Origin of the sequence: Mycetohabitans sp. B2 (genome assembly GCF_021733735.1) — a bacterium.
GTDB classification, from domain to species: domain Bacteria; phylum Pseudomonadota; class Gammaproteobacteria; order Burkholderiales; family Burkholderiaceae; genus Mycetohabitans; species Mycetohabitans rhizoxinica.
Genome location: NZ_JAHKSP010000058.1, coordinates 1 through 20,348 on the forward strand (window position 1 = coordinate 1; position 20,348 = coordinate 20,348).

The window sequence follows — 20,348 nt, forward strand, 5'->3', positions numbered from 1 at the left end:
TACCGTTGACCCATATTGACCAGTGCTCTTTCATGTCTCCTTTCAGGAGATGCAATTTATATGCAATTTATAGCCGGGCTGATCCAATTCTCGCGGCAAACAGGCAGCGTTGAGCGCAGCCAAGATGCGGCGGAGTTTGGCCGCGTGGGCTACTTGCACACCTCGCGGGGAATCCTCGCGAAACAAGGCTTCAAGCCCTTTGTGCCGAAAGCTGATTATCATGCAGCGAGTGTAGCATGATGCGCAACGCGCTACAAGAACTGCTAGTCCTACCGAGCCGTGCTTGAAAACGATCACTCTCTCAACACCGAGTTCAAGCGAGCGAATCGCGTTCCGCGGCGAGCCGATCATGTGCCAGATGGACGACCTGCGCCAATAGCCAAACCGTATCCCGGCCCGAACCATTTGCCCACTCGGTGCTGGCGCTCGGGTTAGTCGAACGGCACACCAGCGGTGTTGACAGTTCATGGGTCTTTCCCGGTGGAGGGGACGCGCGGCCGATGCACTCGGTCACCGCGCTGCGCGCCACCGAGGCCATCATGCGCGTCTGCGGCGTGGTTGACAGGCGGCAGGCGCGCACCAGTCCCCAAACGCTGTGAAACAGTTATATTGCGACGCTGTTTGAGGCCGGACAGACCACGCTGGCGGTCAGCGAGGTCCTCGGCGTGGAGTTAATCACCGCCGAGCGTCTCAAGAAGGCATGGCAGAAGTGGGCGCGAGAAAAATCGGCCATCCGGATTTGACGTTGGGCAACCATACGACAGCTAACGAACATTGTGCATGGCAATCTTGAGCTTGAACAACTCCCACAGAGCCGGGTCCATACGCCTATCTCCAGCTTCCCATTGCTGCCAATTTCGAGCTGTTCGATAGACCTTGAAGGCTGCTTCTGATTGACTCAATCCAGCAGCCACGCGAATCGCCTTAATGTCGGCAGGCATTGGGTGGGGGAAGTTGATGCGAACCGCCTTTGATCCGCTTGCCATCACATTTTGCGTTTAAACGCTTGCCACCATGAGTAAATCATGCAACCACAACCGAATATGAATATCAAGGTCCACGGCATCACGCCAAACGCCAAATGAGCTGCAACCCAGGGTGCCGAGTTGTCTGTTGCGGGAACGTTGACAAACAAGATATAGCCCGATACAGCAGCGGCGATAGCACCGATGAAGCACGACACAAATTGAAAACGCAACATCCAGAGGATAGTCTTCACTGTTGACCTCTGCAGCAGTTGTCGAAAGTGGCTCAATGTTACGAACAATGTTCATTCGCGTCAAGCTACAAAACACACTCAAATCCGGATACTCGAAAAATCATTTTTATTGTCATATTGTCAGCTAGATCTATAGCCGCCCTATTTTGCAGGTTCTTGTTCGCGCGGGTAGACACGACAATTGCGGCCCCACACTGTAGTCAGCACTGCAGCGAACCGAGCGGGCTGAAGCCGAAGTGGACGTTACACGGCGGATCGGCAACGGAGAAAAAGCCGCTCATTCCCTCTGGCACCGTGCGCACCAAGGGGGCGGCTTAGCGCACGCTTATAAAGTTACCCCATATTGCAGCCACGTAAGATAAGGGCCTTGAAAATCTTTTCTGTAAGATACTTTACATACATGCGCCGCCCCAGTGAGCGGCCGGGAGGTTCACCATGCAACTTTACGAGATAGGATGGGCTGTGGCGAAACGGCGGACAGAACTCGATCTCACTCAGGCGCAACTAGCGAGGCTGGCCGGCTTGTCGCGGTTCACCGTCAATCAGCTTGAGACAGGCAAGTTAAAGGATCTCGGCATCAACAAGCTGATTGCACTACTCAGCGTGCTCGGGATCGAATTGACGGTCAAGCGACGGTCGGAGCAGAAAGGCCTTCGCAAGACCGCCGTAAGTGCAAACGTCAGCTACAAAGGGCATCTGACTGAGCATCTGCTGGCGAACGCGCTGGCAACGGGACAGATCCCACAAGGCTGTGAATCGCAACTCTCAGTCATCCTTGATGAGGTGCCTGTGCCAGTTGTGGTCAAGGCGGTCGAAGAAGCCGCCAAGCACGCTGGTACGCAACCGCGGAAAATCTGGAAGAACCTCGCCACCTGGTCGAAAGACCTTCACCTTTATCGAAAAGTATGGGCATGAGGACGCCTTCGCCCCTGCCCGAGGGCCCGTGGCAAGGCCTCTTTCGCCATACGCTAACGCTGATCGACGAGATTCGAACACATGGCACGGCAAATCCGTTTTGGACGTTCGGCGGGGGCACGGTCCTCATGCTGCGATATGGTCACCGTATGAGCAAGGACGTGGATATCTTCGTCCCCAATCCGCAGTACCTCGGATACGTCAATCCTCGCATCAACGAGGCCGCATCCGACATCACGACCGATTACGAGGAACACGCCCAGTTTGTGAAGCTTATTTTGGCCGAGGGCGAAATCGACTTTGTCGTGTCACAGAACCTGACTGACCCTAGCTACGACGAGTGGGTACTGATGGACCAGCCTGTCAAGGTTGAGACCGCCGCAGAGATTGTCGCAAAAAAATGTGGCACCGCGGAGATCGTCCGACGGCACGGGACCTGTTCGATTTGAGCCTAATGATCGAACGGGAGCCGAACAGCTTGATGGACGCCGGCGAATACCTCATCCGGCATCGCGACACCTTTCTACGACTCTTGGGGGAGCATCGCGAGTTTCTGGCGTCGCGGTTCAACGATACTCAGACGCTCAGCTACACTCCATCGTTTGACTACTGTGCTGGTCTCGTAAGCGACTTCATACAGGAGATCCCCGGGAACATCGACGGTCACAAATTGCGCTCTCGACCTCGCCCTAGGCCGCGCTAGTTCTAGCCGGCACCACATTCACCTTTCGCGGGGGCCGTCGGAGTCAATCTGACCTAACCGGGTACTAATTTTTGGCGTCGGTCGTCACTTTGTCGATACAGGCTTGTGGTAGTGGGGAAAGCATGGCCCAGATTGTCGCGCAGCAGCTTCTGGTGCCGGTGTGTCAGGAAACTCTAAGCTCTAGGCCTGATGGAACGTGACGCGCCGCAGGCGCGTGCGTGACGTGCTGCGCCAGCAGCACGTCACCCTGCCCATTGCGGCGGGACGCGATCGAGGCTTTGCCTACGCTAGCGGGCACCGATTACTGTACTGCGCGCAAGACCGTTGCGCGCCCGCCCCGGCGCAATGCTGCACCTTCACGCGGCCAGCGCGTGGGCCTTTGCCTCGTCGGCTTCGACTTCCGGTGCATCGGTTTCGCCCTCCGCATCCGGTAAGCCTTGCGGCTCGGAACATGGCAGGCAACCAAATGATGCCCTCGGCTAGCCGTTCGGCTTCGCTAGCCATGTTGCTCTTCTTGAGCTTGGATAGTCGAGTGACGTGCGCCGGGGCGAACTGGTCCACGGCTTCTAAAATCGCGGTGTGGCGCGCAGCATCACCACGTTCACCGTGGCCGCGACGTACATAGCCAGCAGTCGCACCAGTTCGTCTTGCGGCTTTGCCAGTAGCACGGCGAACAATGCGGCGCTGTCCTGCGGCAACGCTTCGCTCGCGACCTGCTGCAACTCGCGCAGCGCCACGGCGGCAGGCGACTGCGGCCAGTCCGGGGCCATGCTTGAACAACGTAAGCGTTTGTACTAAACCGCTGACGCGATAGTGAGAGCTAGCCGGAGGTTGGGTCTGCCGCTTTCAGCGGCGCGGCGGTTTCGATGGCGATGACTTCGGTTTGGGCGAGGGCGTTCATGGTGACTACTCCTTGCGTTGAGGGATGCAACGGCGAAAGAAGCGGCAAGGGTTGTTGCCTGCCCCTGCCGCGTGGGAGTCAGGCTTTCAACTGGCGCAGGCCCTCGGCCAGCAGCCACAAGGCACGATTCAGGCGGATGTCGTTGTCGATGCTCGGCACCGGGCGCGTAGTCTGGCGGCGACCATTCGCGGCGCGAGTGGACAAGCCGCCTTTGATAAGGTTTTCTTGCGTGCGGTTGAACACGCTCCACAAGTCGTGGCGATTGTCATCCGTGCGGCGCGGCATCAGGATTTGCGACTCCGTGATGGGCGCGGGCTTGTCCTCGTCATACTTCAATGCCAGTGCGGCACGGGCGAACACCTCGGCTTCGCCGTTGTCCAGCGTGATGGACCGCATGGCATTGCGGGATGACTGCGCTCGCTCGAAGCCGTGCAAGACTTTGTAAGCGCTTTCGATGACCTGCGCGGCCACGTCGCCCTTATGGGGCACGCGCACGTCGGCTACCGTATCGCCGCAAACGAGACCGTTCTGGCACGCGAAGCGGAACATCCCGGCGAGCATCTGATAGCTGCTCGTTCCATCATGGGAGTTCAACAAAATGATCTCGTTAGCTTCGCGGCTACTGATTTGACTGGCATGGCGTAGCCGAATCATGTGCTTGGTGTAGGCGCGGCGGCCGTCTTGCCGCACGCGAGTCTGGCACACCATGAAAGGCTCGAAGCCTTCGCCGCGCAGTTCTTGCAGCACTGTGGCGGTGGGGATATAGCTGTACCGCGGCGAGCGGCTTTCGTGCGAGGCATCCGCGAAGATGGACGGGGCCACGGCGCGAATCTGGTCATCCGACAAAGCACGTTCCGAGCGCAGTACCGGCGAACGGTAAGCGAAGCGGGATACAAATTGCATAGTATGTTTTCCTAACCAATAAATGTTTGTTGTTCACCCCGCACACCGGATTCCTAGATTCGGAGCCCGCCTTTAGGTTGTTTTGTGCGGTCGGCACGAAGAACCCAGTTGGCCTCGTTGCCACCGTCTTTCCTGAGTTCATCGCCCGCGGCGCTCAGGAGCGCGCGGCCGGGTGTCGTCAAGGGAACAAGCGCAGGGTGGGTGCGGCCCGCAGGCGTAGCCGAGGACACGGCCCTGCGCGCCTTGACAACACCCGGCCGCGCGTTACAGTCGCGGACAAGGTGATGAAGTCAAGGCAGACGGCTGGACAGGCAACGGCCGTGTCTTTGTGCCGAGCGCATGCAAGCGAAGCGCGCAGGCCCGAAGCTGAACGCTGGGCCGTAGGGGTGAGCGATGAGCGCCCGTAGGGTCGAGGCTCGCGTAGCGAGGCTCGATGCACAGCACGACAGCGCGTCTGGACAGTACTGGACGGGGTACATGACCGAATGCATCGCCGTACCCTCCCGGCATGGAGGAGACCGCCAATGCGTCTGTAGTTTGAGGCGCTGACGCGGACGATGCAGCTGCTCTATGCCGCTAGCGATGCTGCATTCGAGAAGCGGCGCGTCGGCGAGCGATTGTCGCAGTGCCTAAACGTGTACTTTGTTGAGCGCTGCCATTGGCCGGCACCTGGCATAATATGTCAGTCAAACTTACAAGGACGATTGCTATGCCCACACGCAACGTTGTATTGACCGATCGTCAGGCTGCCTTAGTGGATCGCCTTGTTAAGTCGGGCTATTACCAAAATGCCAGTGAAGTGCTGCGTGAAGGACTTCGATTGATTGAGCGTGAACAAGCCCAAACTCAAGCTAAGATTGAGGCACTGCGCGAAGCGGCCCGAATTGGCATCGCCGATGTGGAGATGGAAAGAATTCGTACGTTCGCGTCAGCCGAGGCCTTGCGTGGCCACTTCGCAAGCCTGGCAGAAGACGCGTTCGCCTCAGGGCCCGAATCCCGAGACACTCAGTGAAAGCAGGTGCAACGATTTGGGCCGTCCGCGTCACGAATACCGCCCGGGATGATTTTCGATGCATCATCGGCTGGAGCGCCCTGCAGTTCGGTAAGCGGCAGGCACGCATTGATGCTGACACACTATCGGCGGCCGTACAGGAGTTGATGGCAGGTCCAACGCTTTGCGGCGTTCAAGCCCGAGATGACATCGCCGCCGGCATCTTGACGCTTCACGTAGCCCGCAACGGCCGCACAGGCCGTCATTTCGTCATGTTTCAGGTTGCGCAACAGCATCGCCACGTCATCGACGTATTGCGTATCCTGCATGAGGCGATGGACTTGCCACGCCATATGTCATCGTTCATGCGCGACGCGTAGCGATCTTTTATGCCGGCAGTGAAAAGGGGCGCTGTACCTTTCGTAAAGGGTGAGCCAAGATCATTGCCAGCACAAGCTGGCTCTTACGGTGCAAAAGCGATGCGCCCCGAGTAGATGATGCAGCGCGAAAAATAAGCATTTGAAAACCTACTGAAGGTCGCCCTGTCAGCAGCACGTTGAAAATGGCTCTTCCGCACTTTGTGTGAAGTTTGTGCCGCGGGTCAGCATCGATTCAACACGCGAGTACAAAGCAGCTAAGAGCCGGCGCGGCCATACATTTGTCGCTTGAGAAACTTGAGCCGATTGACATAGCCTTCGACGATAACGTTACTGTAGAGGGGACAGCAGTGCTGCGTCATAGTCGTGGCCGAGACCTGCCGCTAATCGCCACATTTCAGGCATGCCGCTGGCCTGCCGGTTCACACAAAGTGTGGAAGAGCCATTTTCAACGTGCTGCTGACAGAGCGCTTGAGCACCGCCGCCATTACCGGCAATCTTCACAATATCGGCTCGAATGTAGCCGCGCTCGTTAAGCGTCGGCCCGAGGTCAAGCACCGTATGCAGTGCCTATGCCCCACCGTTATTGCCCGCAATTTTAACGATATCGACTCGGCTGAAACCGCGCTCGCGAAGCGTCGGCTCAACGTCAAGCACTGAATACAGCGCCTGCGCTCCACCGTTGCACGCGATTTTCACGATGTCGGCTTGGCTGAAACCGCGCTTGCTTAGCATCGGCCCACAGTCGAGCACAGCTTGCAACGCGTGGACTGCGCAGTCATAGCTTGCGATTGCTAGGATCGCCAGCCCGGCTCAGTATTTGAGCGAGTTCATTCTGCTTATTTGAGATAAACTCCAAAGTGGTAGCACCACCATATTGTTTCTCAATCTTTTAGCGTTCGAGCGGGCTGAGATTAAGCCAGTTAGCCAATTGTTTATCTTCTTGATGCACAAGCGTCTTCGACATGGGTCACCACGGTGCTGAGTCATCCGCACACCGGCCCTCCCGCACGAGCGAGCGCGCACTGGTTTGCGTGACATTGTCCGCGGCAAAAGATTGAGTACGGCTGGTAAGCCGAGCCCGATCACTTGGCCACCTATCCATTTCAAGCACTCCGTGCCATTGACAGACATGTACTTTGAATGACAGGTGAAATGCGTTACGCTCGACAGCGAACGCTTCGCCTACTGGGCGAAGCAGAGCGAACGACCCGACCATGAGCGTGATGGCGCTCAACATGGCGAAGAGGGGCGCGTTATCTGAGCCACAACCGCCGAGTGTTTAGGCGTTGGATGGCGTGTGGGCCGTATTCGACAATCAGTTCGCCATTCTGTTCGGCGAGCGATTCACCGCCGCCATCAGCTGAGATTTTTAACCGACCTCAGCACACGAAATTTCCGACACCTCCCCATCTTGAAGAAGAGAGTACCCGCGAACATTTTGAACCTGCCCGACTACACCGTTCTGACAGTCGAGCACGACTACCACCTCTGCGTCGAGGTGAGGCAATCGCCTACACACTGCCCAAACTGCAACTCGAACCGATTTGTCGGCTTCGGACGCTGCGAATAGCTTGTCAAGGACCTGCCGATGCATGGCAAGCGCGTCGGTATGTACGTCAACACACGACGCATGCAGCGCCGAGCTTACGTTAAGTGTGCGATTCACACACATCAATGCTGGTAACCGCTGCCTCTATTGCCGCTCCAGCAAGAGTGCGACCATCTTTCGTATTCGACCGGCTCCTCCTCGGCGCGCGGCCACATGTACGATCTCCTCGTTGGAGCGTCCTGCCTGCATGAGCACCGGCCCATATTTGAGCACCGCTTTCAACGCCTGAGCGCCGCCATTGCTCGCAATCTCCACGATATCGATTAGACTCAAGTCGCGTTGCCGCAGCGTCGGCCCATGCTCAAGCACCGTCTTCAGCGCCTGAGCTCCACCAGTATTGCTCGCCATTTCGACGATATCGATCAGATTGAAGCCGCGCTGTCGCAGTGTTGGCCCATGCTCGAGCACTGCCTTCAGCGCCTGGGCGCCGCCGCCTTTGCCTGCCATTTCGACGATATCGGTTAGATTGAAGCCGCGCTGTTGCAGTGTTGGCCCATGCTCGATCACTGCTTTCAGCGCCTGGGCGCCGCCGCCATTGCCCGCGATTTTGACAATATTGGTCAGATTGAAGCCGCGCTCGTCCAGTGTTGGCCCATGCTTGAGCACCGCTTGTAGTGCTTGCGCCCCACCGCTATTGCCCGCGATTTTGACGATACTCGCTCGATTGAAGCCGCGCTGTCGCAGTCTCGGCCCATGCTCGATCACTGCCTTCAGCGCCTGGGTACTGCCATCGTTGCCCGCAATGTTGACAATGTCCGCCTGACGGAAGTCACTCTCGCGAAGCGTTGGCTCAAGCTCAAGCACCGCCTGCAGTGCCTGTGCCCCGCCGATATTACCTGCGATTTTGACAATATCGGATTGGCTGAAGCCGCGCTCACGAAACGCTGGCTCAAGCTCAAGCACCGCCTGCAGTGCCTGCGCCCCGCCGATATTGCCCGCCATTTCGACAATATCGGGTTGGCTGAAACCGCGCTCGCGAAGCGCTGGCTCAAGCTCAAGCACCGCCTGCAGTGCCTGCGCCCCGCCGATATTGCTCGCCATTTTCACGATATCGGGCTGGCCGAAGCCTCGCTCGCGAAACGCTGGCTCAAGCTCAAGCACCGCCTGTAGTGCCTGCGCGCCACCACTATTGCCTGCAATCTTGACAATATCGGTCGGATTGAAGCCGCGCTTGTGAAGCGTCGGCTCAAGTTCAAGCACCGTATGCAGTGCCTGCGCCCCGCCGATATTGCCTGCGATTTTGACAATCTCGGGTTGGCTGAAACCGCGCTCGCGAAGCGCTGGCTCAACGTCAAGCACCGAATATAACGCCTGCGCCCCACCGGCATTGCCCGCCATTTTCACGATGGTGGCTTGGTTGAAGCCGCGCTCGCGAAGCGCTGGTTCAAGCTCAAGCACCGCCTGCAGTGCCTGCGCTCCCCCCTTATTGCCTGCAATCTTGACAATATCGGTCGGATTGAAGCCGCGCTTACGAAGCGTCGGCTCAAGTTCAAACGCCGTATGCAGTGCCTGCGCGCCACCGCCCGCGATTTTTACGATATCAACCCGACTGAAACCACGTTTGTCAAGCGTCGGCTCAACGTCAAGCACCGAATACAGCGCCTGCGCCCCACCGCCATTGGCCGCTATTTTCACGATGGTGGCTTGGTTGAAGCCGCGCTCGCGAAGCGTCGGCTCAAGTTCAAACACTGCCTGCAGTGCCTGCGCCCCACCATTATTGCCTACAATCTTGACGATGTCAGCCTGACGGACGCCCCGCTCGCGAAACGCCAGCTCAAGGTCAAGCACCGTATGCAGTGCCTGCGCCCCGCCGATATTGCCCGCCATTTCGACAATCTCGGGTTGGCTGAAACCGCGCTCGCGAAACACTAGCTCAAGGTCAAGCACCGCCTGCAGTGCCTGCGCCCCACCACTATTGCCGGCCATTTTGACAATATTGGCTTGGCTGAAGCCGCGCTCGTGAAGCGCTGGCTCAAGCTCAAGCACCGCCTGCAGTGCCTGCGCTCCGCCAATATTGCTCGCCATTTTCACGATATCGGCCTGGCTGAAGCCGCGCTCGCGAAACGCCAACTCAAGGTCAAGCACTGCCTGCAGTGCCTGCGCCCCCCCACTATTGCCCGCCATTTTCACGATATCGGGCTGGCTGAAACCGCGCTCGCAAAGCGCTGGCTCAAGGTTAAGCACCGCCTGCAGTGCCTGCGCCCCGCCAATATTGCTCGCCATTTTCACGATATCGGCCTGGCTGAAGCCGCGCTCGCGAAGCATTAGCTCAAGGTCAAGCACCGCCTGCAGTGCCTGCGCCCCACCGTTATTGCCTGCAATTTTGATAATATCGGTCGGGTGGAAGCCACGCTTGCGAAGCGTCGGCTCAAGTCCAAGCACCGCCTGCAGTGCCTGCGCCCCACCGCCCGCGATTTTAGCGATATCAACCCGGCTGAAACCACGTTTGCCAAGCGCCGGCTCAACGTCAAGCACCGCCTGCAGCGCCTGCGCTCCACCGCCATTGCCCGCGATTTTAACGATGTCGGCTTGGTTGAAGCCGCGTTCGCGAAGCGTCGGCTCAAGCTCAAGCACCGCCTGCAACGCCTGCGCCCCGCCGTTATTGCCCGCAATCGTGACGATATCGCCCCGGCTGAAACCACGTTCGCCAAGCGTCGGGCCAATTTCAAGCACTGTATGCAGTGCCTGCGCGCCACCGCCCGCAATTTTAACGACATCAACCTGGCTGAAACCACGTTTGCCTAGCGTCGGCTCAACGTCAAGCACCGAATACAGCGCCTGTGCCCCACCGCCATTGCCCGCGATTCTGACGATATCCGCTCGGCTGAAGCCGCGCTTGCCAAGCATCGGCCCACAGTCGAGCACCGCTTGCAACGCCTGGGCTGCGCAGTCATAGCTTGCAATTTTTAAAATATCAGCCCGACTCAGTACTTGAGCGAGCTCATCGTGCTGATTTGAGATAAACGCCAGGGTGGCACCACCACCATAATGTTTCTCAATCTTTATGCGTTCGAGTGGGCTGAGGTTAAGCCCGTTAGCCGATTGCTTGTCTTCTTGATGCATAGACGTCGCCGGCATGGGTCAAACCGATGCCGAACTATCGGCACACCGGCCCTCTCGCACGAGCGAGCGCGCACTGGTTTGCGTGACCTCGTCCGCATCAAGATCGACAAAAGATTGGGTATGGCTGGTAAGCTGAGCCCAAACACCTGGCCACCTATCCATTTCAAGCACTCCGTGCCATTGACAGACACGTACTTTGAATGGCAGGGCAAACGCGTTGCGCTCGACAGCGAACGCTTCACCTACTGAGCGAAGCAAAGCGGACTACCCGACAATGAGCGTGAGCGCTCAACATGGCGAAGAGGGGCAAGTTATTTGAGCCGCAACCAACCAATGGCTGGCTCGAAGTCTTGACGACGTGGGCACGCTTAGCCGCTTCGAGCGTCTCGCTTTGTCAAATCGGAAGGACCGACCTGAGAAACGAAAAGTGGTTGACCTTGGTGCCTTCCTACTGCCTCGCTGAGGTTCGCCGATCTAGGAAATGGTAGGATGCCTACTGCCGCATCGGGTCGCTAATGCGGCCCGCCCGCCTCGGTAGGTTATCAGGTGACGACCGGTAACCATGCTGTGATCGCGGCGCTGTGACCGCATATCGGATTGTCGCGTGCCTTCAATGTTGGCTGAGCGCTGCACCTATTGCCGCCCCGACAATTGTGCAGCCATCTTTCGTATCTGGCCGGCCGCGCCTGTGCGCGCAGCCATATTCACAATATCCTCGTTCGAACGTCCTGCTTGCGTGAGCGCTGGTCCATGTTCGAACACCGCTTTGAGCGCCTGGGCACCGCCATTGTTATCGGCAATCTTTACAATATCGGTCCGGCTGTAGCCACGCTCGCAAAGCGTTGGCCCGTGCATGACAATCGCCTTGAGCGCCTGGGCACCGCCGCCATTACCGGCAATCTTTGCAATATCGGTCCGGCAGTAGCCACGCTCGCAAAGCGTTGACCCGTGCATGGCAACCGCCTCCAGCGCCTGAGCACCACCGCCATTGCTGGCAATCTTCACGATGTCGGCTCCACTGTAGCCACTCTCGCAAAGCGTTGGCCCGTGCATAACAACCGCCTTGAGCGCTCGAGCACCGCCGCCGTTGCCGGCAATCTTCACGATGTCAGCCCCACTGTAGTCGCGCTCGTTAAGCGTCGGCCCGTGCTCAAGCACCGCCTTCAGCGCCTGTGCCCCGCCGATATTGTCCGCGATTCTCACGATGTCAGCTTGACTGAAGCCGCACTCGTTAAGCGTCGGCCCGTGTACGACGACTGCCTTCAGCGCCTGGGCCCCACCGCCATTCCCTGTAATTTTTATAATATCGGCCCGAGCAAAACCACGCTGACGGAATACCTGTTCATAGTCGAGCACCGCCTGCAGCGCATGGGCTGCGCAGTCATGGCAGGCGATTTTCAGGATGTCAGCCCGACTCAGTACCTGAGTAAGCGCATCGTATTTATTTGAGATAAACTCCAGGGCGTCAGCACCACCAGAATGTTTCTCAATCTTTAAACATTCGAACGGGCTGAGATTAAGCCGGGCACCAAACGGTTTATCTTTCTGATACACAGACGTCACCGGCATAATCCCACTGACGTTGGGTCATTCGTACACTGACTCTCGCGCATAAGTGAATCCGCACCGGTTTGCGCAGTATTGCCCGCCTCAAGTTCGTTCAAATAGCAAATGGGGCTATCCCAAACCACTGGTGACATAGCGTATTGCGTGTGATCAAAAATCAGTACCTTGAACGATATTCGCTGCACGTTGTACGCGAGTGCGAACGCACCGCCGAGCCGGCGAAGCACGGCATACTAGATAAAGAGTGAGGCGGCCCAAACATGGTTGGTATGCGTACCGATTGGTGCTCCGATGCAGCCCGTGCGGGCTTTCAGTCGTCTAGGCAATGTCCTTGTGAGTGTTGAGGCGTTGAACGGCGTGTGGGTCGTATTCAACAATTTCGTTTGTCTTGCCGCACATGGATGCGCGCGGGCCGCTTAGCGTTTAGCGCTTGCAGCACGGCCAGATTAGCGCCGTCCTTTCCAGATACAAGATTACGTCTAGCGAGCAGCACAAGGCTTTGATACCGTGGCCACAGCCAGCGGGCAAGCCGTTTTTTCACTCACACAGTCGTGCATACCGCACCTTGGCGGCTCGCGATTCTAGCCTATTTTTTTAATGCGATAAAGCCATTGAAAACGACTTTGTGCATGCCTGATCAGCAATGGTTCTGAAAACCGTTCACCCATGCGTTATATAGTCGGCGCACTCCTATTCGCATCCGCCCGGGCGGCATTGCGACCTTAGGCTTTCTTTCATTCTCAATACGACCAGTATGGATTTCAATACCACGCCACCGCCGAACCCGCACAATGCCGCCATCTATGCGTCCGTCGAGTCGCACAAGAGCGGTCCTAGCAACTCGCCCCCAAGCGGTTTCTTCAGTGCCGGGAACCCTAATACGGCTCAGCGGCAGGCGCCAGCCAATTCTTCTGGCATAGCGCCTATGGAGCGCGTTCACAAGTTTCTAAAAAAAACGTTGCGTGAGAAGGACGGCCCAAGGGAGATTCGGATAGAACCGTTGCGTCAGCTTTTGGATGAGCTCAATAGAGACGTTGTGGATTCAAACATCCTATTAGCAGCACTAGACAGGCTGGCCATGTCCGGAATTAATGAATTTCCTCGCGCTGAGCAGACAGAAGCATTTACGCACATCTTTGCTGAGGTGCTGAAAATCCCGAATAGTAAGGCGCTGCAGGACAAAATGATTCATCATTTTGAATCTGACTATAATGTGGTAAGTACCACGGGGCTGGGCTCCTATCATGTTGTACCTGCTGAGTCGATGATCGCAGTGTTCGATGCAATCCTCAGCCGCACAATCGCTAGTCCATTGGAGGAGCGGCGCAAGATACTGCCGCTCCTGGCACTGCAACTGGACTCTTCTCATTGGACCGGGGAACAGAGTTGGGCAGCCGTTCACGGCAGACCCTATAATCCAAGGCCCGAGTTGACGGCGCGATTTGATCGGCTGCTGAGCGAAATGGCGCGGTTGGATGATATCGGACGGGCAAAATTGAGCGCAGAACTAGCCAACCAGTTATTTCTGCTTCATTGTTTGGATCGCACCCTTGTGTTGAACCGACATCAACGTTTGCTCAATTACGTCGAAGCGCTTCCCGAGAAGCTTCAATCCATACCCCGCAAGGCGCTGGGTCGTGCGATTCGATGGCTGCCTGAGCACACACGCCTTGCTACCTACGAATCCATGCTCGAAGCAGCCAAGCGGTTGTCAATAGGCAAAGGCGAGGCATTGGCCGGGTTACCCGAAGCACTGGCCGGTTTGACCGCTGCCGAGCAAAATCGAAGGCTGCAACAGTGGAAGTACGAAATCCTGCCCATGTTGGATTTATCGGATCAAGAGCCAATCGTTGCAGGATTGATCGCTGCCTTTGGCAACTTGGCTGAGGGGAACAATCCCGAATTTGCGCTGGCGCTGGCGCTTGATACCTTTGAGAGGACGTCCGGCGGCCAGAGTATGGATAAAGAACGGTTTAGCAAAATAATTTTAGAGATTCGCTGCAACTCGAAGCATACGTACTCTCCCGAGACGCTGGGACGTATCCTCGATCTGGGTAGCGGTATTCCACCGTCCACACGAGAAATACTTCTTCTCGACCTTGAAGAGTGGCTAGATTGGAAGTTTTTTAACAAGGCGTTGGGCACGCAGGAACAGCTCTTTTTGCCGATACAGGCGCGCATCCGCGACGAACGAGCCAAATTGGCACCTGAGCCGCTACTTAACCTTGACCCTGACCCATTACCGGTAACATGGTGGGAAGATCCCGACCGACGGAAGGTAGCTGGTCATGCAGACGGCGAGCGTCGTCGGCGACCCATCGTCGATTGGATCAAGGTACGGCTAGGCCGGCGATGAGATAACGCTCATCTAGCGATGGCGTATGGGAAAAACTGACGTAGTCTGACCATGCGACTCGCCAATTATTGATTTATATCACTATGCCAAATCGCGCTTCAGACTGTCAATTTTCTGTTCCGCGAATTGAGTTTTCGACTGGCCAAATTAGTGCCACCCTTTTCCAGACAACAAGATCACGTCTAGCGAGTAGCACAAGGCTTCGATGCCGGGGCAAGAACCAGCGGGCAAGCCGTTTCTGATCCAACACAGTCGCGCCTACCGGACCTTGGCAGCCCGTAATTCTATCCTATTGTGTTGATGCGACAAAGCCATTGAAAACGACTTTGTGCATGCCTGATCAGCAATGGCTCGGAAAACCGTTCATCCATGCGTTATATAGTCGGCGCACTCCTATTCGCATCCGCCCGGGTGGCATTGCGACCTTAGGCTTTTCTTTCATCCTCGATACGTCTAGCATGGATTTCAATACCACGCCACCGCCAAACGCTCACAATGCCGCCATCTATGCGTCCATCGACTCGCACAAGAGCGGTCCTAGCAACTCGCCCCCAAGCGGTTTTTTCAGCGTCGGGGATCCCCATACGGCTCAGCAGCAGGCGCCAGCCAATTCTTCTGGCATCGCGCCTATGGAGCGCGTTCACGTGTTTCTAAAAAAGACGTTGCGTGAGAAGAACGTCGAAAGTGAGGTCCGCATAGGAGCGTTGCGTGAGCTGTTGGATGGGCTCAATAGCGACGTTGCGGATCCGAACATCCTATTGGCAGTACTAGACAGGCTGGCCATGACTGGAATCAATGAATTTCCTCGCGCTGAGCAGCTAGAAGCATTTACGCACATCTTTGCTGAGGTGGTAAAAATCCCGAATAGCAAGGCGCTACAGGATAAGATGATTGATCATTTTGAACCTGCGTATCATGTGGTGAGCACCGCGGGGTTGGGCTCCTATCATGTTGTTCCCGCCGAGTCGATGATTGCAGTGTTCGATGCAATCTTTAGCCGCACGATCGCTGGTCCATTGGAGGAGCGACGCAAGATACTACCCCTCCTCGCACTGCAACTGGACTCTTCTCATTGGACCGGGGAGCAAAGTTGGGCGGCCGTTCACGGCAGACCCTACAAACCAAGGCCCGAGCTGATGACGCGATTCGATCGGCTGCTGAACGAAATGGCGCGGCTGGATGACCTCGGACAGGCGAAATTGAGCGCGAAACTCGCTAACCAGTTGTTCGTGCTTCATTGCCTGGATCGCACTCTTGTGCTGGAGCGGCATCGGCGCTTACTCAGTTACGTCGAAGCGCTTCCCGAGAATCTTCAAGCGACACCCCGCAAGGCGCTGGGTCGTGCGATTCGATGGCTGCCAGAGCACACACGCCTTGCTACCTACGAATCCATGCTCGAAGCAGCCAAGCGGTTGTCAATAGGCAAAGGCGACGCGCTGTCAGGGTTGCCCGAAGCGCTGGCCGGCTTGACCGCCGCTGAGCAAAATCGAAGGTTGCAACAGTGGAAGTACGAAATCCTGCCGATGTTGGATCTATCGGATCAGGAGCCGATCGTTGCAGGACTGATCGCTGCATTTGGTAACTTAGCCGAGGGGAACAATCCCGAATTTGCGCTGGCGCTGGCGCTTGATACCTTCGATAGGACGTCCGGCGGCCAGAACATGGATAAAGACCGTTTCGACGACATCATTCGAGGGATTCGCGGCAACTTAACCCACACGTACTCCCCCGAGACATTGGAACGTGTCCTCGATTTGAGTAGCGGTATTCCACCGTCCACACGAAGAAGGCTTCTCCTTGACCTTGAACGGTGGCTGGATGTGAAATTGTTAAAAGAGAAATTAAGCAAGCAAGAACAGCTGCTGTTACCGATACAGGCTCGCGCACGGGACGAACGAGCCAAATTGGCACCTAAACCGCGAATTAACCTCGACCCTGACCCATTACCGGTGACATGGTGGGAAGATCCTGACCGACGGAAGGCGGCTGCTCACACAGATGGCGAGCGTCGTCGGCGACCCATCGTCGATTGGATCAAGGCACGGCTGGTTCGGCGATAACATAACGACAGCCGATCACCTTTGAGAGGGCGAACGTACGCGAGGTTGACGCAGTCCTGTCAAGCCTCTATCTCTGCTTTCACGTCTAGCGAGCAGCACAAAACTTTGATACCGTGGCCACAGCCAGCGGACAAGCCGTCTTTGACCCAACACAGTCCCGCCTACCGGACCTTCGGCTTGCTATTCTATCCTATTGTGTTGATGCGACAAAGCCATTGAAAGCGACTTTGTGCATGCCTGATCAGCAATGATTCGAAAAACCGTTCACCCGTGCGTTATATAGTCGGCGCACTCCTATTCGCATCCGCCGAGGGGCAGTGCGAATTTAGGCTTTCTTCCACTCTTGATACGCTCAGCATGGATTTCAATACCACGCCACCGCCAAACGCTCACAATGCCGCCATCTATGCGTCCATCGACTCGCACAAGAGCGATCCTAGCGACTCGCCCCCAAGCGGTTTTCTCATCGCTGGGGATCCCCCTACGGCTCAGCAGCAGGCGCCAGTCAATTCTTCTAGCATCGCGCCTATGGAGCGCGTTCGCGCGTTTCTAAAAAAAACGTTGCGTGAGAAGGACGGCCCAAGGGAGACTCGGATAGAACCGTTGCGTCAGCTTTTGGATGAGCTCAATAGAGACGTTGCGGATTCAAACATCCTATTGGCAGCACTAGACAGGCTGGCCATGTCCGGAATTAATGAATTTCCTCGCGCTGAGCAGACAGAAGCATTTACGCACATCTTTGCTGAGGTGCTAAAAATCCCGAACAGTAAGGCGCTGCAGGACAAGATGATTCATCATTTTGAATCTGACTATCATGTGGTAAGTACCGCGGGGCTAGGCTCCTATCATGTTGTACCGGCTGAGTCGATGATTGCAGTGTTCGATGCAATTCTCAACCGCACGATCGATAGCCCATTGGAAGAGCGGCGCAAAATACTACCCCTACTCGCACTGCAGCTAGACTCTTCTCATTGGACTGGGGAGCAAAGTTGGGCGGCCGTTCACGGCAGACCCTACAAACCAAGGCCCGAGCTGATGACGCGATTCGATCGTCTGCTGAGCGAAATGACGCGACTGGACGACCTCGGACAGGCGAAATTGAGCACGAGACTCGCCAACCAATTGTTTTTGCTTCATTGCCTGGATCGAAACTTGGTGCTAGAGCGGCATCGGCGCTTGCTCAATTTTGTCGAAGCGCTTCCTGAGCATCTTCAATCGGCACCCCGCAAGGCGCTGGGTCGTGCGATTCGATGGCTGCCAGAGCACACACGCCTTGCTACCTACGAATCCATGCTCGAAGCAGCCAAGCGGTTGTCAATAGGCAAAGGCGACGCGCTGTCAGGGTTGCCCGAAGCGCTGGCCGGCTTGACCGCCGCTGAGCAAAATCGAAGGCTGCAACAGTGGAAGTACGAAATCCTGCCGATGTTGGATCTATCGGATCAGGAGCCGATCGTTGCAGGACTTTTGGAAGCCTTCGGCAAATTGGCCGAGGGGAACAATCCCGAATTTGCGCTGGCGCTGGCGCTTGATACCTTCGACCGAACGTCCGGTGGCCAAAGCATGGATAAAGACCGGTTCAACGACATCATTTTAGGGATTCGCTGCAACCGAAAGCACATGTACTCTCCGGAGACGCTGGAACGTATCCTCAATCTGAGTAGCGGTATTCCACCGTCCCCACGCGAAAGGCTTCTTGTTGACCTCGAAGCGTGGCTAGACTTCAAATTTTTTCATAAGGAGTTGGGCAAGCCGGAACAGTTATTTTTGCCGATACAGGCTCGCATCCGCGACGAACGCGCCAAATTAGCGCCCCAGCCACGACTTAACTTCGACCCTGACCCATTACCGGTGACATGGTGGGAAGATCCTGACCGACGGAAGGCGGCTGGTCACACAGATGGCGAGCGTCGTCGGCGACCCATCGTCGATTGGATCAAGGCACGGCTAGGCCGGCGATGAGATAACGCCCATTTGGCGAGGCGTATGGAAAAGACTGATGCAGCCTGACCATGCGACTCGCCGATTAATGATCCATGACATTACTAAGAAATTTTATACTTTATCTATCTCATCAAGTCTGCTTTTTGTCGATTTTAAATTAGACTGAATATCCTCCCCAATAGAATCAAAATGTTTTATTATTTTATCATACTGACTTTTAGATAATTTCGTTTTTCCCGATGTTGCCTTATGGTGGGGCAGCAAATTGTTTTCTTGCAGAATTCCCTGAATCTTGCCTCTCGTTAATTTAATGCTTTCCTTAATGTTGTCATGCAGTCTCTCCGCCTCATATTGTTGCTCTGCTCTCATACCTCGACTATGATTGTTCAATTTTCTGAGGGTGGCATTGACTGATCCATGAGCGACGTTCTCTACATCATCTAACCGCCTTAGAAAATCATTGGCTTTCTCTATAAGAGCGTCGCGCTTCTGGTCAGACACATTGCTAGGTTTCTGCCAAAAATTACTTACTATTTTCTTGTCGCCAAAATGGTTTTTCCGCTGTGCATCGGCACCATTTATTGACATCTGGCTGACACGAAAACCAGAATAATTCTCTTTTTTAGGATCACGCAGGTGCCGCAAACTTTGAAGTACGGGGTTTCGCAAACTCTGCGAGATAGCTTTGCTATTGATTTGCTTTGACAAATCTCTAACCGAGGATAATGCCGCTATAACCCTACTGTGGCCAAGTATCTTCATTTTTGACGAAATTTCAATTCGGTCATTCAAATTATAGTGACTACGACCAAGTAGCTTTGTCAAATCAGAAAGGCCGACCTGAAAAACGAAGCACGGTCGCCTTGGCGCCTTCTTACTGCCTCGCTGAGGTTCGCCGATCTAGGAAATGGTAAGATGCCTACTGTCGCATCGGGTCGCTAACGCTGCCCGCCCGCCTCGGTAGGTCATCAGGTGACGACCGGTAACCATGCCGTGATCGCGGCGCTGTGACCGCATATCGGATTGTCGCGTGCCTTCAATGTTGGCTGACCGCTGCACCTATTGCCGCCCCGACAACTGTGCAGCCAACTTTCGTATCTGGCCGGCCGCGCCTGTGCGCGCAGCCATATCCACAATATCCTCGTTCGAACGTCCTGCTTGCGTGAGCGCTGGTCCATGTTCGAACACCGCTTTGAGCGCCTGGGCACCGCCATTGTTATCGGCAATCTTTACAATATCGGTCCGGCTGTAGCCACGCTCGCAAAGCGTTGACCCGTGCATGACAACCGCCTCAAGCGCTTGAGCACCGCCGCCATTACCGGCAATCTTCGCGATGTCAGTCTCACTGAAGCTGCGCTCGCTAAGCGTCGGCCCATGCTCAAGCACGCCTTCAGCGCCTGTGCCCCGCCGCCATTCCCTGTAATTTTTATAATATCGACCCGAGCAAAACCACGCTGACGGAATACCTGTTCATAGTCGAGCCATAGTCCCACTGACGTTGGGTCATTCGTACACCGACTCTCGCGCATAAGTGGACCCGCACCGGTTTGCGCAGTATTGCCCGCCTCAAGTTCGTTCAAATAGCAAATGGGGCTATCCCAAACCACTGGTGACATAGCGTATTGCGTGTGATCGAAAATCAGTACCTTGAACGACATTCGCTGCGCGTTGTACGCGAGTGCGAACGCGCCGCCGATCCGGCGAAGCACGGCATACTAGATAAAGAGTGAGGCGGCCCCAA

At 56.0% G+C, this 20,348-nt stretch carries 18 protein-coding genes and 1 pseudogene; 8 read left to right on the forward strand and 11 right to left on the reverse strand.

Going from position 1 to position 20,348, the window contains the following annotated elements; genetic code table 11:
• Positions 1–313: 313 nt before the first annotated feature.
• The 3 genes from KPG66_RS13685 to KPG66_RS13695 form a co-directional block, all read right to left on the reverse strand.
• Positions 314–541, reverse strand: a complete 228-nt coding sequence (locus KPG66_RS13685; protein WP_157864645.1) for a hypothetical protein — start codon at positions 539–541, stop codon at positions 314–316.
• Between the two features lie 223 nt (positions 542–764).
• Complete coding sequence (locus KPG66_RS13690) at positions 765–941, reverse strand: helix-turn-helix domain-containing protein (protein WP_336886359.1); 177 nt, start codon at positions 939–941, stop codon at positions 765–767.
• Positions 942–985: 44 nt separating this feature from the next.
• Complete coding sequence (locus KPG66_RS13695; RefSeq protein WP_157864644.1) at positions 986–1,219, reverse strand: hypothetical protein; 234 nt, start codon at positions 1,217–1,219, stop codon at positions 986–988.
• A gap of 435 nt (positions 1,220–1,654) precedes the next feature.
• Here KPG66_RS13695 and KPG66_RS13700 point away from each other — a divergent pair, with 435 nt between their 5' ends.
• Together KPG66_RS13700 and KPG66_RS13705 are read left to right on the forward strand one after the other, a co-directional pair.
• Positions 1,655–2,134, forward strand: coding sequence for a helix-turn-helix domain-containing protein (locus tag KPG66_RS13700; protein WP_013436764.1), 480 nt, complete (start codon positions 1,655–1,657; stop codon positions 2,132–2,134).
• Positions 2,131–2,583 carry a nucleotidyl transferase AbiEii/AbiGii toxin family protein gene (locus tag KPG66_RS13705; RefSeq protein ID WP_237071180.1) on the forward strand — a complete coding sequence of 151 codons (453 nt, stop codon included), beginning with the start codon at positions 2,131–2,133 and terminating at the stop codon, positions 2,581–2,583. Before KPG66_RS13700 ends, KPG66_RS13705 begins: the two co-directional genes overlap by 4 nt.
• 610 nt (positions 2,584–3,193) lie before the next feature.
• Here the strand turns inward: KPG66_RS13705 and KPG66_RS13710 are convergent.
• Together KPG66_RS13710 and KPG66_RS13715 are read right to left on the reverse strand one after the other, a co-directional pair.
• Positions 3,194–3,619: pseudogene (locus KPG66_RS13710) on the reverse strand (chromosome partitioning protein ParB); the annotation flags it as partial.
• A gap of 197 nt (positions 3,620–3,816) precedes the next feature.
• Entirely contained in the window at positions 3,817–4,641 is an 825-nt protein-coding gene (locus KPG66_RS13715; protein WP_013436758.1) for a DUF932 domain-containing protein, read from the reverse strand.
• Positions 4,642–5,350: 709 nt separating this feature from the next.
• On the opposite strand from KPG66_RS13715, the gene KPG66_RS13720 reads away from it, so the two are divergent.
• Both KPG66_RS13720 and KPG66_RS13725 read left to right on the forward strand, forming a co-directional pair.
• The gene (locus KPG66_RS13720; RefSeq protein WP_041755161.1) at positions 5,351–5,653 is read left to right on the forward strand and encodes a type II toxin-antitoxin system ParD family antitoxin; all 303 of its coding nucleotides are present in this window, start codon (positions 5,351–5,353) and stop codon (positions 5,651–5,653) included.
• Positions 5,650–6,012, forward strand: coding sequence for a type II toxin-antitoxin system RelE/ParE family toxin (locus KPG66_RS13725; RefSeq protein ID WP_013436755.1), 363 nt, complete (start codon positions 5,650–5,652; stop codon positions 6,010–6,012). Before KPG66_RS13720 ends, KPG66_RS13725 begins: the two co-directional genes overlap by 4 nt.
• A gap of 327 nt (positions 6,013–6,339) precedes the next feature.
• Here KPG66_RS13725 and KPG66_RS13730 read toward each other — a convergent pair whose 3' ends face one another.
• From KPG66_RS13730 to KPG66_RS17785, 4 genes are all read right to left on the reverse strand, one after another.
• On the reverse strand, positions 6,340–6,567 hold the full coding sequence (locus KPG66_RS13730; protein ID WP_013436754.1) for a TAL effector repeat-containing protein: 228 nt from the start codon (positions 6,565–6,567) through the stop codon (positions 6,340–6,342).
• 12 nt (positions 6,568–6,579) lie between these two features.
• On the reverse strand, positions 6,580–6,744 hold the full coding sequence (locus tag KPG66_RS13735) for a TAL effector repeat-containing protein (protein ID WP_232509427.1): 165 nt from the start codon (positions 6,742–6,744) through the stop codon (positions 6,580–6,582).
• Positions 6,745–7,705: 961 nt separating this feature from the next.
• The gene (locus KPG66_RS13740; RefSeq protein ID WP_013436752.1) at positions 7,706–10,699 is read right to left on the reverse strand and encodes a TAL effector repeat-containing protein; all 2,994 of its coding nucleotides are present in this window, start codon (positions 10,697–10,699) and stop codon (positions 7,706–7,708) included.
• A 618-nt stretch (positions 10,700–11,317) separates the two neighbouring features.
• Positions 11,318–11,887 (reverse strand): TAL effector repeat-containing protein, encoded by a 570-nt coding sequence (locus KPG66_RS17785; protein ID WP_232509438.1) that lies wholly within the window; start codon positions 11,885–11,887, stop codon positions 11,318–11,320.
• Between the two features lie 9 nt (positions 11,888–11,896).
• Here KPG66_RS17785 and KPG66_RS18060 point away from each other — a divergent pair, with 9 nt between their 5' ends.
• The 4 genes from KPG66_RS18060 (at position 11,897) to KPG66_RS13765 (ending at position 18,625) form a co-directional block, all read left to right on the forward strand.
• Positions 11,897–12,133, forward strand: coding sequence for a hypothetical protein (locus KPG66_RS18060; protein WP_415878047.1), 237 nt, complete (start codon positions 11,897–11,899; stop codon positions 12,131–12,133).
• An 871-nt stretch (positions 12,134–13,004) separates the two neighbouring features.
• Positions 13,005–14,606: a hypothetical protein gene (locus KPG66_RS13755; protein ID WP_013436746.1), complete on the forward strand. Its 1,602-nt coding sequence runs from the start codon at positions 13,005–13,007 to the stop codon at positions 14,604–14,606.
• 662 nt (positions 14,607–15,268) lie between these two features.
• A complete protein-coding gene (locus KPG66_RS13760; protein ID WP_237071181.1) occupies positions 15,269–16,666 on the forward strand; it encodes a hypothetical protein in 1,398 nt (465 codons plus the stop codon).
• A gap of 270 nt (positions 16,667–16,936) precedes the next feature.
• Entirely contained in the window at positions 16,937–18,625 is a 1,689-nt protein-coding gene (locus KPG66_RS13765) for a hypothetical protein (RefSeq protein ID WP_013436744.1), read from the forward strand.
• Positions 18,626–18,718: 93 nt separating this feature from the next.
• On the opposite strand, the gene KPG66_RS13770 is transcribed toward KPG66_RS13765, so the two are convergent.
• Positions 18,719–19,369 carry a hypothetical protein gene (locus tag KPG66_RS13770; RefSeq protein WP_157864643.1) on the reverse strand — a complete coding sequence of 217 codons (651 nt, stop codon included), beginning with the start codon at positions 19,367–19,369 and terminating at the stop codon, positions 18,719–18,721.
• A 297-nt stretch (positions 19,370–19,666) separates the two neighbouring features.
• Entirely contained in the window at positions 19,667–19,993 is a 327-nt protein-coding gene (locus KPG66_RS13775; protein WP_041755122.1) for a TAL effector repeat-containing protein, read from the reverse strand.
• Between the last annotated feature and the right edge of the window lie 355 nt (positions 19,994–20,348).

Bases quoted from the DNA above. Each gene is read 5' to 3' on its own strand.
- KPG66_RS13685 (WP_157864645.1), bottom strand. From the start codon at position 541: ATGATGGCCTCGGTGGCGCGCAGCGCGGTGACCGAGTGCATCGGCCGC.
- KPG66_RS13690 (WP_336886359.1), bottom strand. From the start codon at position 941: ATGCCTGCCGACATTAAGGCGATTCGCGTGGCTGCTGGATTGAGTCAA.
- KPG66_RS13700 (WP_013436764.1), top strand. From the start codon at position 1,655: ATGCAACTTTACGAGATAGGATGGGCTGTGGCGAAACGGCGGACAGAA.
- KPG66_RS13705 (WP_237071180.1), top strand. From the start codon at position 2,131: ATGAGGACGCCTTCGCCCCTGCCCGAGGGCCCGTGGCAAGGCCTCTTT.
- KPG66_RS13715 (WP_013436758.1), bottom strand. From the start codon at position 4,641: ATGCAATTTGTATCCCGCTTCGCTTACCGTTCGCCGGTACTGCGCTCG.
- KPG66_RS13720 (WP_041755161.1), top strand. From the start codon at position 5,351: ATGCCCACACGCAACGTTGTATTGACCGATCGTCAGGCTGCCTTAGTG.
- KPG66_RS13735 (WP_232509427.1), bottom strand. From the start codon at position 6,744: ATGCTAAGCAAGCGCGGTTTCAGCCAAGCCGACATCGTGAAAATCGCG.
- KPG66_RS13740 (WP_013436752.1), bottom strand. From the start codon at position 10,699: ATGCCGGCGACGTCTATGCATCAAGAAGACAAGCAATCGGCTAACGGG.
- KPG66_RS13755 (WP_013436746.1), top strand. From the start codon at position 13,005: ATGGATTTCAATACCACGCCACCGCCGAACCCGCACAATGCCGCCATC.
- KPG66_RS13770 (WP_157864643.1), bottom strand. From the start codon at position 19,369: ATGAAGATACTTGGCCACAGTAGGGTTATAGCGGCATTATCCTCGGTT.